Genomic DNA, 16,278 nt, shown 5'->3' with positions numbered 1-16,278 from the left:
GTTTTAAATTATAATATAAATGGAGGGCAATATGGCAACGAGAAAGATACGTTTAGATGGTGATGATGTATTGAGAAAGGTCTGCAAACCGATTGAGAAGATGACACCGCGGTTACAGACATTGATCGATGATATGTATGAGACGATGTATGAGGCAAATGGTGTGGGACTAGCGGCACCACAGGTTGGTATATTAAAGCGCATTGTCGTGATCGATATCGGAGATGATAATGCCTATACATTGATCAATCCAAAGATTATCGAGGCGGACGGCGAACAGACAGGGGAAGAAGGCTGCCTGAGTCTGCCGGGTCTGCAGGGAACTGTGACAAGACCAAATCATGTAATCTGTGAAGCATATGACGAGGATATGCAGCTTCGGCAGATCGAGGGCGAGGGATTACTGGCACGTGCGATCTGTCATGAGTTAGATCATCTCGATGGAATTCTGTACAAGGACAAGGTAGAGGATGGACTTTACAAAGTAGAGCCAGTTGAGCCGGAAGAGTAACCAGAAGTCGTAAGTGCAACAGGGTAGAACATGGAGGTAGAGCATGAGAATCATATATATGGGAACGCCGGAGTTTGCAGCGATTGCGCTTTCGGCAATCGTGAAAGAACATGAGGTGGTTGCGGTTGTGACACAGCCGGACAAACCACAGGGACGAAACCGCAAGCTGGTACCAACGCCAGTCAAGGTGAAAGCACAGGAATATGAGATTCCCGTCTATCAGCCGGAGAAGGTGCGCGAGGCAGAGATGGTAGAAACGCTTCGGTCATACAAGCCGGATGCAATCGTGGTGGCTGCATATGGACAGATTCTGCCAGAGAGTATTTTATCGATTCCGCCGTATGGCTGTATCAACATTCATGCGTCACTGCTTCCGAAATACCGTGGCGCAGCACCAATTGAGCGTGCAATCATCGACGGAGAGACGGTAACTGGTGTCACAACGATGTATATGGAAAAAGGACTTGATACCGGAGATATGATCGACAAGGTGGAGGTTGCGATCACACCGGAAGATACTGGAGCCACGCTGCATGACAAGCTTGCCGAGGCTGGAGCGGCCTTGATTTTGGAGACACTCACCAAACTGGAAAATCATACAGCAACACGGACGAAACAGGATGATGCACAGAGTTGTTATGCATCAATGCTTTCCAAAGAAATGGGGCGGATGGATTTTGCGAAGTCCGCAGAGGAACTGGAACGTCTGATCCGGGGACTCAATCCGTGGCCGTGTGCATATACAGAGATAGACGGCAAGAATGTGAAGATCTACAAAGCAAAGGTCATCGCAATGGATGATGCATATAAGACGCAGGCACAGGGAAAGGTGGAACAGACACTGACCTTTGCACCGGGCGAGATCGTGGAGGTTGCAAAGAAGTATTTTGTGATCGCGTGTGGCACGGATGCCTTGCAGATCCAGAACCTGCAGCCGGAGGGTAAGAAGCCGATGGATACCGTAGCTTATTTAAATGGCAATCCGCTTAAGGCAGGGATGGCTGTAAATTGGAAATAAAGAGGAGAAACACATGGATACAAGAGACGTGGCTTTGACTGTATTATTGGATATAGAGACTAATCAGACATTTTCGAATATTGCACTTGGAAATGCACTTCGTAAAAACCAGTTTACGGACAAGGTAGAACGCGCTTTTTTATCCAGACTGGTGGAGGGTGTCACAGAGACAAAGCTGCGGCTGGACTATGTGATCGACCAGTATTCAAAGACGAAGATAAAAAAGTGTAAGCCGGTGATCGCCTGTCTGCTCCGGATGGGCTGTTACCAGATTCTTTTTATGGACAGCGTACCGGATTCTGCCGCGTGCAATGAATGCGTGAAGCTTGCGAAAAAACATGGCTTTGCCGGACTTTCTGGTTTTGTGAACGGCGTGCTTCGGACGATCACACGGGAGAAAACGAAGCTTGCATATCCTGATCAAAAAAGAGAACCGGAGCGGTATTTGTCCGTGATGACATCAACACCACTCTGGCTCGTACAGAAGCTTATCTTGGAATATGGCACAGAGAGCGCAGAAACGATCTTTCAGGCGGCATTTGCAGACCGGAAGACGAGTATCCGGCTGAACAAACATCGGATCGAAGAAAACGGAGAGACGATGGATTCTTATAAGAACCGATTGAAAGAAGCAGGCATAACAGTCGAGCCGGGTGCATATTATGAAGGGGCATGGCTGTTATCGGGCTATGATTTTATACACAAGATTCCGGGATATAAGCAGGGATATTTCACGGTGCAGGATGAAAGCTCGATGTGTGCGGTTGCGGCAGCAGGCATCCAGCCAGCGGATTTTGTGATGGATATCTGTGCGGCACCGGGTGGTAAGACGACGGCGGCAGCAGAATTTGCACAGCAAGGGCATGTGCTGTCGATGGACATTGCAGAGGAAAAACTGGAACTGATTGAAGAAAATGTAGAACGGTTAAAGCTTGCAAATGTGGATATCCGTTGTCAGGATGCAACGGAATATATGCAGGAGCAGGAGAAAAAAGCAGATGTTGTTATCGCAGACCTGCCTTGTTCCGGACTTGGCATCATGGGACGGAAAAATGATATCAAATACCGGGTAACCGAGGAACAGATCGAGTCACTGGTGGAGCTGCAACATACGATACTGCAAAACGCCTGCCGATACGTGAAGGCAGGTGGAACGCTTTTATATAGCACCTGCACGATCACAAAGGAAGAAAATACCTTGCAGGTGGAGCGTTTCTTAAAGGAACATCCAGAATATACATTAAAAGAACAACGACAGTTCTTACAAGGCATCGATGCCTGTGACGGATTTTATTATGCGGTACTGCATAAGCTAGGAGATTAAAATGGACATCAAATCAATGTACCTTGCAGAAATTGAACAGTGGATGAAAGAACACGGACAGCCGGCGTTTCGGGCAAAGCAGGTGTTTCAGTGGATGCACCAGAAGTATGTGGCATCGACGGAGGATATGTCGAATCTTCCGAAGGCACTGCGTGCACAGATGGACGAGGAAGGATTCGTGCACATTGAGGCAGAAATGAGTCAGGAATCAAAATCAGACGGTACGATCAAATTCCTGTACCGCCTGTCGGATGGACAGATGATCGAGACGGTGTTTATGCGCCATAATTATGGTAATTCGGTTTGTATCTCATCGCAGGCGGGCTGCCGGATGGGATGCCGTTTCTGTGCGTCGACGATTGGCGGACTGGTACGGAATCTGACCGCTTCGGAGATGCTCGAACAGATCTATGCGACGAGCCGCATCACCGGGGAACGTATCAGCCACGTGGTCGTGATGGGAACGGGAGAACCGCTCGACAACTATGAGAATCTGATTCGTTTTTTGCGCCTGCTGATCGATGAGAATGGATACAATTTAAGTGCCAGAAATATCACGGTATCAAGCTGTGGAATTGTGCCGCGCATCCATGATCTGGCAAAGGAAGATATCCCGATCACCTTTGCACTTTCCTTACATGCGCCGACCGATGAGGAGCGGAAAGAACTGATGCCGGTTGCACACCAGTACACACTGGCAGAGACATTAGATGCCTGTCGGGAATATTTCCGGCAGACCGGACGGAGAGTGACTTTTGAGTACAGCCTTGTAAAGGGCAAGAATGATACGGAGGAACAGGCGAGAAAACTGGCAAAGCTGCTTGCAGGTATGAATTGTCATGTCAATCTGATTCCGATCAATCCGGTGGAAGAGCGGGAATACGAGCGAAGCGACAGTGATTCCGTTGAAAAATTCAAATCCACTCTTGCAAAATATCACATAAATGCTACAATAAGGAAGAGTATGGGTAGCGATATAGATGCTGCCTGTGGTCAGTTACGAAGGAAATATGCGTTTCATCATCAGGAGGATTCCCATGCATTCTAGTGGAAAGACGGATACCGGGATCAAACGTAATAACAATCAGGACAGTATTTTTTTCAGTGACACTCCGGTCGGTCCACTTCCGAATCTGTATATCGTAGCAGATGGAATGGGCGGACATCGCGCGGGGGACAAAGCATCAAGGATGGCGATTGATATTACAGTGGATTTCATAGAGAAGTCCACAATAGAAAATCCGGTAGCACTGTTAAAACGGGCAATGTTATTTGTAAACAACGAAATATATAAGGCGGCGTGTGCAGATCCCGATTTAAATGGGATGGGAACGACGATGGTAGCAGCCGTGGCACAGGATGGAAAGCTGTATGTGGCGAATGTCGGTGACAGCCGATTGTATGCGATCGGCGGAGAGATTCGTCAGATCACAATGGATCATTCGCTTGTCGAGGAACTGATCCGAAAAGGTGAACTGGAACGGAAAAAAGGACGCAATCATCCAGAGAAGAACATCATCACAAAAGCGATGGGTTCACGGGACGAGATGATGCCGGATTTTTTTGAGATAGATATAAACACGGAAGAAAAATATCTGTTATGCTCAGACGGGTTATCGAACATGGTCGAAGATGACGAAATAAGGGATATTGTTTCCGAGGAAGACGATTTGGACCGAATTGCACAGGAACTTGTGAATCGGGCAAATTATTATGGTGGTTCGGATAATATATCCGTAATTATTATATCGGCAGATTGATGACCGAATAGAGAACGAATATAGCAGAAAGGGTTGAAATCATGTTAAAACCAGGAATGATATTATGTGATAGATATGAGATTTTGGACGTGGTCGGTGCAGGCGGAATGTCCATAGTCTACAAAGCAAGAGATCATAGATTGAATCGAAATGTGGCAATCAAGGTATTGAAGCCGGAGTTCAGCAACGATAAGAACTTTGTGACAAAGTTCCGGATCGAGGCACAGGCTTCCGCAGGACTGACACATCCGAATATTGTAAATGTATATGATGTTGTCGATGATGAAGGCATTTATTGCATTGTGATGGAACTGGTAGAGGGTATCACATTAAAGCAGTATATCGAGCAGAACGGTCGTCTCAATATGGAGACAGCCATCAACTTCTCTATCCAGATCGCATCCGGTCTGGAAGCAGCGCATGAGAACCATATTATTCACCGTGACATCAAACCACAGAATATTATTGTATCAAAAAATGGAAATATCAAGGTCACAGATTTCGGTATCGCCAAGGCAGCGAGCAGCAATACGCTTACATCTGGCGCAATGGGCAGTGTACACTACATATCCCCAGAGCAGGCGAGAGGCGGATACAGCGATGAACGAAGCGATATTTATTCGCTCGGTATCACGATGTATGAGATGGTAACTGGAAGAGTGCCGTTTGAGGGAGATAACAATGTATCGGTTGCACTCATGCATATCCAGAACGAGATGATTCCGCCGAGACAGTATTATCCGGATATTTATACCAGCTTTGAGAAGATCATTTTGAAGGCGACACAGAAGAAGCCAGAGCGCAGATATCTGACAGCGAGTGCCTTGATCGCAGACTTGAAGCGTGTACAGAACAACCCGAATATTGATATTGTGGTTGCACCAACATCAATCACAAACAGTCCGACACAGGAGTGGACGAAGGAAGACGTACAGGCAATCCGTAACGGAAGTGCAAACCGCGACCTGTACAGCCAGCCATATGATAACCCACCAGTATCACAGGAGATGGGCGAGATCCGTCCGATTGGATATAACTCTACCCCGCAGGCAAACAACGGCAGAATCAATGAACTTCTGCAGGAAGACGATGACGAATGGGAAGAGGATGATTATGAACCGGAACCACAGCCAAAGCGTGGCAATCTGAAGAAGGTTCAGGATTATGATGACGATGAAGAGTTAGAAGAAGAGGAAGATCCGGATGGCATAGATCCGGGTATCCGGAAGGCAGTTACAATTGCAGGTGTAGCAACTGCCGTGATCATTGCAATCATTATTATCGTCGTGCTTGGTAATGTACTTGGCTGGTTCAAATTTGGCTCCAAGAAAGATAACAAGAACAAGATCACAACCGAGGAAGTACAGTCCATTGCCATGATCAGTTTCACTGGCGTTTCAGAAGATGCAGCACTGAAGATGCTTTCAGATGCAGGCTTTACAAATGTCAAGACAGAGCATGTCGAGGATGAGAAGACACAGGAAGGTTATGTCTTTGAACAGAGCGTGAAGGAAGGCGAGACGATACCTGCAGATCAGGAGATCGTGCTCAAGGTCAGTGCTGGTGCAGAGGAAGTCGATGTACCAGATGTCAAGAATTATGAAGATTCACAGGCAGTTACAATTTTGACAGAGGCTGGTTTTGAAGTCAGCCATGCATATGAATACAGCGATGATGTCGAGAAAGATAAAGTTATCAAGACTGATCCGGAAGGTGGCACAAAGGCAGCCAAGGGATCAAAGGTTATCGTGACAGTCAGCAATGGTTCTGAGAAGAAAGAAGTAGAAGTTCCGAACTTAGGCGGACTTACAGAGGCACAGGCAAGAGATTCTCTGTCAAGTAAGAAACTTTCTGCAGGAAATGTCACACATGCAAACAGTGACAGCGTCGCAGCAGGTATGGTTATCAGCCAGAATCCAGCTAGAGGAACCACTGTCACAGAGGGCGACAGTGTTGATTTTGTCATCAGTGATGGACCAGAGCAGAAGGAGAAGAAATATACAGCAAAGATTTCCGGAACAATTTCTAGAGTAGATGAAGTAAGTGTACCAGATGAAACTGCGGTGACAGTACAAGTTCAATTTAACGGACAAGTTGTTTATTCAAAGGATATTCAAATTAGTCCGAACGCTTCTTATGAAGTGTCAGCGACCGTTCCTGGGTTAAGTTCTACAGGAGGAAGCGCAAGCCTAATAATTGTAGATGTGAGTGGAAATAATGTAACTGCGGCATTTTCGGGAACAACTCCGGAGGTTTCTTATTCGGAAGAATAAAAGAGTATAGGAAGTCTATGCAGGGAAAGATTATGAAAGGTGTGGGTGGATTTTATTATATCCACCCACATAATACTGTAAATACCATATATGAGTGTAAAGCAAAGGGTGCGTTCCGCAACCAGAAGATTAAACCGGCAGTTGGCGATGATGTCGAGATCGAGATTATCAGTGAACAGGATAAGACCGGAAACATCGTGGAAATCTTACCGCGGGAGAATCTGCTGATCCGCCCGGCGGTTGCAAATGTCGATCAGGCTGTGATCGTATTTGCACTGGCAGATCCGAAGCCAAACTACAATCTGTTAGACCGGTTTTTGATCATGATGGAACAGCAGGGTGTTGACACGTTAATCTGCTTTAACAAATCTGATCTTGTAAGCGGGCAGGAAGCAAAGGAAATCTGTGATATCTATGCAGGCGCTGGTTATCAGGTGTTCCTGACGGTTGCAAAGGAGAATGTTGGAGTTGATGCATTCCGGGAAGCAATCCGGGGTAAGACAAGCGTTTTTGCGGGGCCGTCTGGTGTCGGAAAATCGTCGATGTTAAACGCATTGCATCCGCAGGCGCAGGTGCAGACCGGAGCAGTCAGTGAGAAGATCCGCAGAGGAAAACACACAACGAGACATTCCGAACTGATCTACATTGAGGAAGACACGTATATCATGGATACACCGGGATTTAGTTCTCTTGTGATTGAGAACTTAGAACCGGAAGATTTAAAGGAATATTTCCGGGAGTTTGAATGTTATAATGGCCGTTGTAAATTCAATGGCTGTGTGCATATACATGAGCCGGAGTGCTTCGTGAAAGAAGCGTTGCAGGCGGGGACGATCTCACAGCTTCGCTATGATAATTATGTGCAGTTATATGATGAATTAAAAAATAAAAGGAGATGGTAGGTATGAATATTCTTTCACCGTCGTTGTTGTCAATTGATTTTAACCATATTGAACGAAATGCAAAAGTGCTGGATGAGGCAGGCGTGAAATGGTTTCACTTAGATGTTATGGATGGAACCTTTGTACGAAATATCTCCTTTGGACCACCGGTTATTAAATGCATCCGTAAGGTCACAGACAGCTTTTTTGATGTACATCTGATGATCAATGAGCCAATTCGTTATATCGATGCATTTGCGGATGCAGGAGCAGACATGCTGACAGTACATTACGAGGCATGTAAGGATTTACAGGAGACGATTGATGCTGTCAAGGCAGCAGGTATGAAGGTTGGTATTGCTGTGAATCCGGAGACTCCGGTACACTGGTTAGAGTACTATATCAATCAGGTGGATATGGTGCTGATCATGAGCGTCAATCCGGGCTTTGGCGGACAGAAGTTTATGCCGATTGCACTTACGAAGCTGCAGGAAGTAAAGGCACTTGCCGAAGAGCGTAATCCAGAACTTCTGATCGAGGTGGATGGCGGTATCACGGTTGACAACGTACAGGATGTATTAGACGCCGGTGCGAATGTTGTTGTTGCAGGCTCCGCTGTCTTCAAGGGCGACAAGAAAGCAAATATCGCAGCTTTTATGGAAAAGCTGAACGCATAGAGCATAGAAATGAAAACAGAAAGCAAATATTGTCTCATTGTCACAGGTGGCTCGGTCGATCAGAATTTGCTCGCGACCGTTTATGAGGGCGCATATGGATATCCGGTTCATCCGTATGTGATCGGTGTGGACAAGGGACTGGAAATATTAGAACAATTGGACATCGAACCGGATTTGATAATTGGAGATTTTGATTCCGCAAATGACGGCATCAGAGCGAAATATGTGACAAGCCCTGATGCCGTTGTGCGTGAAAAGTGTGTGGTACTGAATCCGGAAAAAGATTTCACGGATACACATGTTGCAGTCTTAGAGGCGGCAAAACGTGGATTTACACGGGCATTGCTGCTTGGCGCAACTGGAACCAGACTCGACCATACACTTGGAAATCTGGGATTGCTTTATACGTGTTGTCAGGAGGGAATCCATGCAGAAATCTTAGATCTTCATAACCGGATTTCTCTGATACAAAAAGAAAAGATAGTTCGTGCAGAAAATCTGTATGGATCTTATATATCTTTACTGCCCTTTTCAGAATGTGTGAAGGGCATTACCCTCAAAGGTTTTAAATATAATGCAAATGACCTGTCAATCAGAAAGGGAGAGACGATAGGACTTAGCAACGAATTAAGAGAGGAGGAAGGTCACATAACGATTGGAGATGGGTACCTGTTTCTTATGGAGACCAAAGATTAAATGTCAACATGGGTAATACTTGCATTTGTAATTTACATGATTTTTATGTTGGGAATCGGTATTATTACAGCTAGAAAAAACAAAAGCTCGGATGATTACTTCTTAGGAGGTAGAAACTTGGGAGGATGGGTGACAGCCCTCTCTGCACAGGCATCCGACATGAGTGGATGGATGCTGATGGGACTTCCAGGCTGTGTCTATGCATTTGGTGCGAATCAGGCTTGGATCGCAATCGGTCTTTTGATCGGTACAATCTTAAACTGGGTAATCGTCGCAGGTCGTCTGCGCCGCTATACGATCAGAGCAGGCAATGCAATGACGATTCCGGAGTATCTGAGCAATCGTTTCCGCGATAAGCATAATATTCTGATTACGATTTCTGCGATCGTGATTGTAATCTTCTTCGTGGTATATTCTGCATCTGCATTTGCTTCTGGTGGAAAGCTGTTTGCATCAATCACAAAGATGGATTATCATCAGGCATTGATCGTCGGTGCGGTCGTTATTCTGATCTATACGTTCCTTGGAGGATTCCTTGCCGTTTGTACCACGGACTTCGTACAGGGTATGATGATGCTGGTTGGTGTACTTGCTGTTCCAATTCTGGTTGTGATCGTGCTTGGCACAGGAAACATTGTACCAAATCTTGTAAATTCCGGATTGAATGTCGATGCGAAGGATTATCTGAATATCTTCATGCAGGATGGTAAGCCGATTTCCGGTATCAGTATTGCGTCCCAGCTTGCATGGGGACTTGGATACTGTGGTATGCCACATATTCTTGTTCGTTTCATGGCAGTCCGCGATGAGAAGGAACTTGCAAAATCCAAGAAGGTTGCGATCGTGTGGGTACTGATCTCGCTTGTACTTGCCTGTGTGATCGGTGTGCTTGGACGTGCATATCTGTATCCAATGGTACTTTCCAACGAAGGTGCACAGTATGAGAATGTCTATATCGAGATGATCAAGAAGCTCTTCATGACAGATTACACGTTGCCATTTATCGGTGGCCTGCTGCTGTGTGGTATCTTAGCTGCAATTATGTCAACGGCAGATTCCCAGCTTCTTGTATCGTCTTCCGCAGTTGCAAATGATCTGTTCAAGGGTGTGTTCTTCAAGAAGCTGAAAGATAAGCAGATATTGTTTATTGCAAGAGCAACGGTATTTGTTGTTGCAATCATTGCGATCGTAATTGCATGGAATCCAAATTCATCCATCATGAATCTGGTCAGCGATGCATGGGCAGGACTTGGTAGTGCGTTTGGCCCTGCAATCCTGATGTCACTTTATTGGAAGCGTATGAATCTCGCAGGTGCCGCTGCAGGTATGGCAAGCGGTGGATTGACCGTTATTATCTGGGACTACATTAAATGCTGTACCCTGGATGGGGTTCATGTGACACCGGCTACTTATACGGGTGTATATTCTCTGTTAGTTGGATTTATTGTAAGCCTTGTATTTATCGTCGTTGTATCACTTGCAACACCAAAGGCAAGCGATGAGATCATGCAGGAATTTGAAGATGTGAAAAATGGAAACATCAATGCATAAATAGAATAAAAAAGAAAATGCCGGATGCGAGCCGGCATTTTCTTTTTGTATCTTAAAAAGAGAGGATTTATGAAAAAACTATGGTTATAATATAAGTTATAATTATGAACAAATTATGACATAAGTTGAAAGTTTGTGTAAATAATCGGGCAAAGTGTAATATTTAACAAGGAAAATCAGGAGAAAACAGGATATGCAGATCAAACTGATCGTAGTTGGAAACGTAAAAGAAACTTTTTATCAGAATAAAATAGAGGAATTTCAGAAGCAGATCAATAAAAAAATATCAATACAGCTGATCTGTCTCAAGGATGAAAGCATTCCGAAGCAGACATCGGAGACAGTGATTCGTAAGATCAAGGAGACAGAGGGGGAGAAGATTTTAAGTCAGATCCAGAATACCGATTATGTGGCGGCTCTCTGCATTGATGGGAAGAAGATGGATAATTCCAAAATCAAAAAGAGTATTGCGACGGCGGAACAGAGAGGCAAATCAAGTATTGCATTCGTGATTGGCGGATCGCTTGGGTTATCCGATGCGGTTGTGAAACGAGCAGACGAGAAGATCAGCTTTTCCAATATGACATTTCCGCACCAGTTGATGCGAGTGATGCTTATGGAAGTGCTGGCAGATACTATTTGTGGTAAGTGATGTGATTTAATATCGTATAGGCACGGTAGAGCTGTTCGGTCAAAACGACGGTTGTCAGATCAATGGACATTGTAAATCCGGAAAGTGAGAATGGGGAAAACTTTGCGATATCCAGATCATAAACAGTTGCAGGATCTGCAACAACAAACTCGATGCGGGAATAACCGGACAGACCAAGCTCTTCGATCTTTGCTGCAAATTCTTCGGATGAGATCGTATCAGTGCCGGGAACGACACGGAAGCAGGCAGACGAATTCTGCAGTTCTAATTTTGAGAAATCCTTGTAGTAGATACATTTCACACGACAAAAAGCGGAGAGGCGTTTGATGTACTCCGCGACCGCTTTTGTATATGCACTATCTAATTTCTTTTTTTCAACATGAATCAAAATTTCCATAGAAATATTATAACATACTTCTTTTCATATGTCCTTGAAAATGGTAAAATAAATATAACCGTGCCTAGGAGTATATTGCGATGGCATGGAATGAAGAATATGCTGATAGAGGATAACGATGACAGATAAAAAGATTTTAGTATTAGATATTGATGGTACACTTGTGAATTCGGAGAAAAAGATTACACCGGAGACACTGAAATATTTGAAGATGATACAGGAGCAGGGACATATTGTTGCACTGGCATCGGGCAGACCATTTCCGGGGTTGAAGCAGTATTCGGATGCTTTGGGGCTTGCGGAATATGGCGGCTATGCGTTGAGCTTTAACGGTGGCAAGGTGATTTCGTGTGCGACACAGGAAGTGATTTATACGAAGGCAATCCCGAACCGTTATGCGAAGATTCTCTATGAATTTGCGAAGGAACGTCACATTGGTATGGTCACATACAAGGACAATCAGGTGATTACCGGAACCGACACCGATGGATATATGGAGTTTGAGGCACGGCTCAATCATATGGAATTATGTCAGGTCGATGATTTTCTCAAGGTTGTGGATTTCGATATGATCAAGTGCCTGATGACAGCTGAGCCAGAAGTCGCAGAACAGTATGAGAAGGAGCTTGCAGCGCTGGTTTCGCCGGATCTGAATGTATTCCGTTCCGAACCGTATTTTATTGAGATCACGGTCAAAGGTGTGGACAAGGCAGAATCCATCGCACGGCTTCTGGAGCATATTGACATGAAGCGGGAACAGTGTATCTGTTGTGGTGATGGCTTCAACGACAAGACGATGGTGGAATACGCAGGTGTTGGCGTTGCGATGGGAAATGCACAGCAGGTCGTCAAGGATGTGGCGGACTATGTGACAGCTTCCTGCGATGAAGATGGACTGGTAGAAGTGATTAAGAAGTTTGTATTGTAGAATGAAGGGCAGAAGATGAAGGAATATTTAATATCAACCAAAGCAGATACTTTGGCTGATCTGCGTGAAATTGTAAAACATTCTTATATTGAGGAATTAAGCATTGTGTATGCGGAGGATTTCTTCGGAAATCCGGCAGGTGTGATTGCGGCAATCAAAGAGCAGTTTACCGGAGAGACGATCGTTGTTAGAAGCTCATCGAAAAGTGAGGATAATCTGGAGACAAGCAATGCCGGACACTTTGAGAGCGTGCTGGGGGTCGATGCATCAAAGGATGCAGCAATTACAGAGGCAATCGAGACAGTGTATCGTTCTTATGTGGAAGGGGACTTCACAGAGGAAGCGAAGCAGCAGCTGATTGAGGCAAACGAAGAGGTATTGATCCAGAGACAGACGGATCATGTACGGATTTCAGGGGTTGTGTTCACAAGAGATATCATATACAACCGTCCGTATTATATGGTGACATATGATGATAATGGAAGCACGGATTCCGTGACAAGTGGCGTCCGTGGAAAGACAAAATGGATTGCAAAAAATGCATCCAGAGAGTTCCTGGAATACGAATTTGTAGATCTGTTGACGGCAGTCAAGGAGATCGAACGGATTTATGAATATGTTTCCGCACTTGATATCGAATTTGCAATTCTGGAGGATGGAACGGTTGTGATTTTCCAGGTGCGTCCACTGGCGGCAGCATTGAAGATTATTGCACCGATGACAGACCGGGAATTCAAGGACACAAAGGCACTTGCAAAGTGCAAGTATCTTGATACATTCCATATCCTTTCTGATATGGCATTCTGGAACCCGGCGGAGATTATCGGCAGCAATCCAAGACCGCTTGATTATTCCCTGTACCGGGAACTGATCACCGCCCATATCTGGTCGGCAGGCTTACAGCCACTCGGCTATCAGCCAGTTCGTGGAGAACTGATGCAGAAGGTGGGGAATAAGCCGTATATATCGGTGAATTATACATTCGATGGTTTGACACCGGCGGGATTGCCGGAGGATCTGTGCTATAAGCTGAATCAGTATTATGAGCAGAAATTAAGACAGGATAAGACGGCACATGATAAGATTGAATTTGAGATTATTTTCAACACCTATGACTTTATGACAGATACCCGTCTGAAGGAGCTTGCGGAATATGGCTTTGACGATGTTGAGATTTCCCGGCTTCGAAATGCGCTGTTTGAGATTGCAAAGCAGACGTTAGAACATTACGACGAAATTTGCGAGGAGGATCTTCGCTCGCTGGGACAGCTTACCGAGCTGCGGCATGAACTTCGGAAGCATTCGCCGCTTGCGGAGACAAATGTCATGAAGCTGTACAGCTACATTGACGAGTTGTTAGATTCCATCAAGGACCATGGAACACCACAGTTTACAAGACAGGCGCGTTGTGCATTTATGGCGAGGAGTTTTTGCCGGACGTTGGTGGAAAAAGGATATTTTACGAAGCAGGAGATGGATGATTTCATGTTGTCCATTCCGACGGTTGCTTCGGAATTCGAACGTGATTTTGATTTATACAGTCATGGCAAGCTGAGCCGGGATGACTTCAATCATCTATATGGACATTTAAGGCTTGGCACCTATGATATCCGTTCAGACAGCTACCGGAACATTTATTTTGATGTCGCATCTGCAAATCTGACTGGAAACAATAAGGTGAAGCAGGAGGCAAAAAGCCTCGATTTAGAACGGTTACAGGTTGCTTTGGATGAAGCAGGCATTCCGGTTACACCGGAGAAATTCATCGAGTTTATCAAGAAAGCAACACAGAACCGGGAGTATTTTAAGTTTGAGTTTACGAAGTCATTGTCGCTGATGCTGGATGTAATCGTCAAGCTTGGCGAGGTGATGGCGATTGCCAGAGAAGATATGTCTTATCTGGAAATTCAGGATCTCTTAAGCTATCACAGCCGTGATTCTTATATTCAGACGATTGAGACACGACGTCGGTTTTACCATGTGAATTCGTATCTCGTATTACCGGAGGTCATCTTCGATGTCGGGGATATTGATGTTATTGATATCGACGAGGCAAGACCGAATTTTATCACGAATAAGGTTGTGGAGGCACCGATCGTCAATCTTGATGAGGATCATGATTCTGACATTACCGGCAAAATCGTGGTGCTTACGAAAGCAGATCCGGGATATGACTGGATCTTCGCGAAGGATATTGCAGGCTTTGTGACCAAATATGGCGGCGCAGCATCCCATATGGCAATCCGCTGTGCAGAGTTTGGAATTCCGGCAGCCATCGGCTGTGGAGAGAAGATATACCAGCGTATCCACCGGATGCAGATCATGTGTCTTGATTGCGAAAATGGAAGAATTACGGAAAAGCAGAGTCAATAAATTGATTTCGAGGTAGGCATGGTGTATAATGAAATGATGAGACAAGGAGGAAGTCTACATGGGATTTTTTAAAGATTTCAAGCGTGATTTCGCGCAGGCAGTCAATGAGCTGATGCCGGACAAGGATGAACTTGGCGCGGAATACGATGATGAAGATATGGTAAACACCTTTGATGAAAATGACCAGATGGAGGTTGCACCGGAAGATCTGTTGGAGAATCTGGATGAGATCCGGATTGACAGACCGGAACCAGAGATGCCAGAGGCATCTGAGAATCTGGAACATTTCTCAAATGTAGAGACAATGGAGAAAGATAAGACATCAGATGAGACTTCTGTGTTTGACACCGTGCCAGAGGCAGAGGTGATTCAGGACGAGCTGGAAATGGAACCGGAGCCATTCTCAGAGGATGAGCTGGAACCAAAACCAGATACCGAATATCTGCAGGCGGAGACGGTAACAGAGGTAGGCGCAGAGATAAAGGAAGATACCGCGGATGAGACAGATGAGTTAAAGGCGCTGGATGCACTTGATGAAGAAAATATGCTGGAGCATACGGAGGAAGCACTTCTGACGGAACCGGAGACGGAGACAAAGCAGGAAGAACTGCAGAACTTCCTGACGGCGGATCTGGAGAAGGCTGTGGAGGATACATTGGCGAAGCAGGCAGAGGAAGAGACGCAGATGGAAAACGAACGCGTACAGGAGGATGCAGCGATGGAGACAACTATGGACACAGCGGCAGTTGAAAAGACAGATGTCAGCTCTCTCGTAGAGGCAGATACAACCTATATTACAAAGACGACAGTTATCAATGGAGATTTGCAGACCGACGGCTGTATCGATCTGATTGGAACGGTAAACGGTGCGGTAAGCTGTGATGGAAAGCTAATCGTGGGCGGTTCAATCACTGGAGATGTACAGGTCGGCGAACTGTACGCGAATGCTGCAAGAATTGAGGGCGATGTACATGTCGTGGATGCAGCAAAGATTGGTGTGGGAACGGTCGTTGTCGGAAATGTATTTGCTGGTTCTGCTGTGATCGCAGGCGCTGTCAAGGGTGATATCGATGTACAGGGACCGGTGATTGTGGATTCGACCGCGGTAATTATGGGAAATATAAAATCAAGATCCGTACAGATCAACAATGGTGCTGTGATCGAGGGAATGTGTTCCCAGTGCTATTCGGAGATTGATGTAAAGAGCTTTTTTGAATAAAAGGAAGAGGAGTATCAA

At 45.4% G+C, this 16,278-nt stretch carries 15 protein-coding genes; 14 read left to right on the top strand and 1 reads right to left on the bottom strand.

Translation table 11 applies throughout. The features are described from left to right. Positions 1–31: 31 nt before the first annotated feature. The 11 genes from def (at position 32) to H9Q76_RS08760 (ending at position 11,343) form a co-directional block, all read left to right on the top strand. The gene (def, locus tag H9Q76_RS08810) at positions 32–511 is read left to right on the top strand and encodes a peptide deformylase (protein WP_021985242.1); all 480 of its coding nucleotides are present in this window, start codon (positions 32–34) and stop codon (positions 509–511) included. A 43-nt stretch (positions 512–554) separates the two neighbouring features. After that, positions 555–1,529 (top strand): methionyl-tRNA formyltransferase, encoded by a 975-nt coding sequence (gene fmt, locus H9Q76_RS08805; RefSeq protein WP_249320959.1) that lies wholly within the window; start codon positions 555–557, stop codon positions 1,527–1,529. A gap of 13 nt (positions 1,530–1,542) precedes the next feature. Continuing rightward, the gene (gene rsmB, locus H9Q76_RS08800) at positions 1,543–2,853 is read left to right on the top strand and encodes a 16S rRNA (cytosine(967)-C(5))-methyltransferase RsmB (protein WP_249320958.1); all 1,311 of its coding nucleotides are present in this window, start codon (positions 1,543–1,545) and stop codon (positions 2,851–2,853) included. Position 2,854: 1 nt separating this feature from the next. Beyond that, positions 2,855–3,901: a 23S rRNA (adenine(2503)-C(2))-methyltransferase RlmN gene (gene rlmN, locus H9Q76_RS08795; RefSeq protein WP_117780655.1), complete on the top strand. Its 1,047-nt coding sequence runs from the start codon at positions 2,855–2,857 to the stop codon at positions 3,899–3,901. Continuing rightward, positions 3,891–4,613, top strand: a complete 723-nt coding sequence (locus H9Q76_RS08790; protein ID WP_118734271.1) for a Stp1/IreP family PP2C-type Ser/Thr phosphatase — start codon at positions 3,891–3,893, stop codon at positions 4,611–4,613. The genes rlmN and H9Q76_RS08790 overlap by 11 nt, the downstream gene beginning before the upstream one ends. Before the next feature lie 41 nt (positions 4,614–4,654). Then, the gene (pknB, locus tag H9Q76_RS08785; RefSeq protein WP_249320957.1) at positions 4,655–6,886 is read left to right on the top strand and encodes a Stk1 family PASTA domain-containing Ser/Thr kinase; all 2,232 of its coding nucleotides are present in this window, start codon (positions 4,655–4,657) and stop codon (positions 6,884–6,886) included. A 17-nt stretch (positions 6,887–6,903) separates the two neighbouring features. Further along, positions 6,904–7,788 (top strand): ribosome small subunit-dependent GTPase A, encoded by an 885-nt coding sequence (rsgA, locus tag H9Q76_RS08780; RefSeq protein ID WP_249320956.1) that lies wholly within the window; start codon positions 6,904–6,906, stop codon positions 7,786–7,788. A 2-nt stretch (positions 7,789–7,790) separates the two neighbouring features. Beyond that, positions 7,791–8,444 (top strand): ribulose-phosphate 3-epimerase, encoded by a 654-nt coding sequence (rpe, locus tag H9Q76_RS08775; RefSeq protein ID WP_021985235.1) that lies wholly within the window; start codon positions 7,791–7,793, stop codon positions 8,442–8,444. 9 nt (positions 8,445–8,453) lie between these two features. After that, positions 8,454–9,140: a thiamine diphosphokinase gene (locus tag H9Q76_RS08770; protein WP_249320955.1), complete on the top strand. Its 687-nt coding sequence runs from the start codon at positions 8,454–8,456 to the stop codon at positions 9,138–9,140. Continuing rightward, entirely contained in the window at positions 9,141–10,691 is a 1,551-nt protein-coding gene (gene putP / locus H9Q76_RS08765) for a sodium/proline symporter PutP (protein ID WP_249320954.1), read from the top strand. 193 nt (positions 10,692–10,884) lie between these two features. Further along, the gene (locus H9Q76_RS08760; protein ID WP_227573275.1) at positions 10,885–11,343 is read left to right on the top strand and encodes a 23S rRNA (pseudouridine(1915)-N(3))-methyltransferase RlmH; all 459 of its coding nucleotides are present in this window, start codon (positions 10,885–10,887) and stop codon (positions 11,341–11,343) included. Here H9Q76_RS08760 and H9Q76_RS08755 read toward each other — a convergent pair. Then, complete coding sequence (locus tag H9Q76_RS08755; protein ID WP_117780649.1) at positions 11,327–11,740, bottom strand: 23S rRNA (pseudouridine(1915)-N(3))-methyltransferase RlmH; 414 nt, start codon at positions 11,738–11,740, stop codon at positions 11,327–11,329. The genes H9Q76_RS08760 and H9Q76_RS08755 overlap by 17 nt on opposite strands. 118 nt (positions 11,741–11,858) lie before the next feature. Here H9Q76_RS08755 and H9Q76_RS08750 point away from each other — a divergent pair, with 118 nt between their 5' ends. Genes H9Q76_RS08750 through H9Q76_RS08740 form a run of 3 tightly spaced genes read left to right on the top strand, consistent with a single transcriptional unit; the run spans position 11,859 to position 16,260 of the window. Then, positions 11,859–12,668 (top strand): Cof-type HAD-IIB family hydrolase, encoded by an 810-nt coding sequence (locus H9Q76_RS08750; protein ID WP_195540946.1) that lies wholly within the window; start codon positions 11,859–11,861, stop codon positions 12,666–12,668. 15 nt (positions 12,669–12,683) lie between these two features. Then, on the top strand, positions 12,684–15,041 hold the full coding sequence (locus tag H9Q76_RS08745) for a PEP-utilizing enzyme (protein ID WP_249320953.1): 2,358 nt from the start codon (positions 12,684–12,686) through the stop codon (positions 15,039–15,041). A gap of 58 nt (positions 15,042–15,099) precedes the next feature. Next, complete coding sequence (locus H9Q76_RS08740) at positions 15,100–16,260, top strand: polymer-forming cytoskeletal protein (protein WP_249320952.1); 1,161 nt, start codon at positions 15,100–15,102, stop codon at positions 16,258–16,260. The last annotated feature ends 18 nt before the right edge of the window (positions 16,261–16,278 follow it).

It is taken from the genome of Wujia chipingensis, from assembly GCF_014337155.1.
In the GTDB taxonomy this organism is placed as follows: Bacteria; Bacillota; Clostridia; order Lachnospirales; family Lachnospiraceae; genus Coprococcus_C; species Coprococcus_C hominis.
The sequence above is the reverse complement of the archived record's forward strand: the minus strand, read 5'-3'. Positions and strand labels throughout refer to the sequence as shown.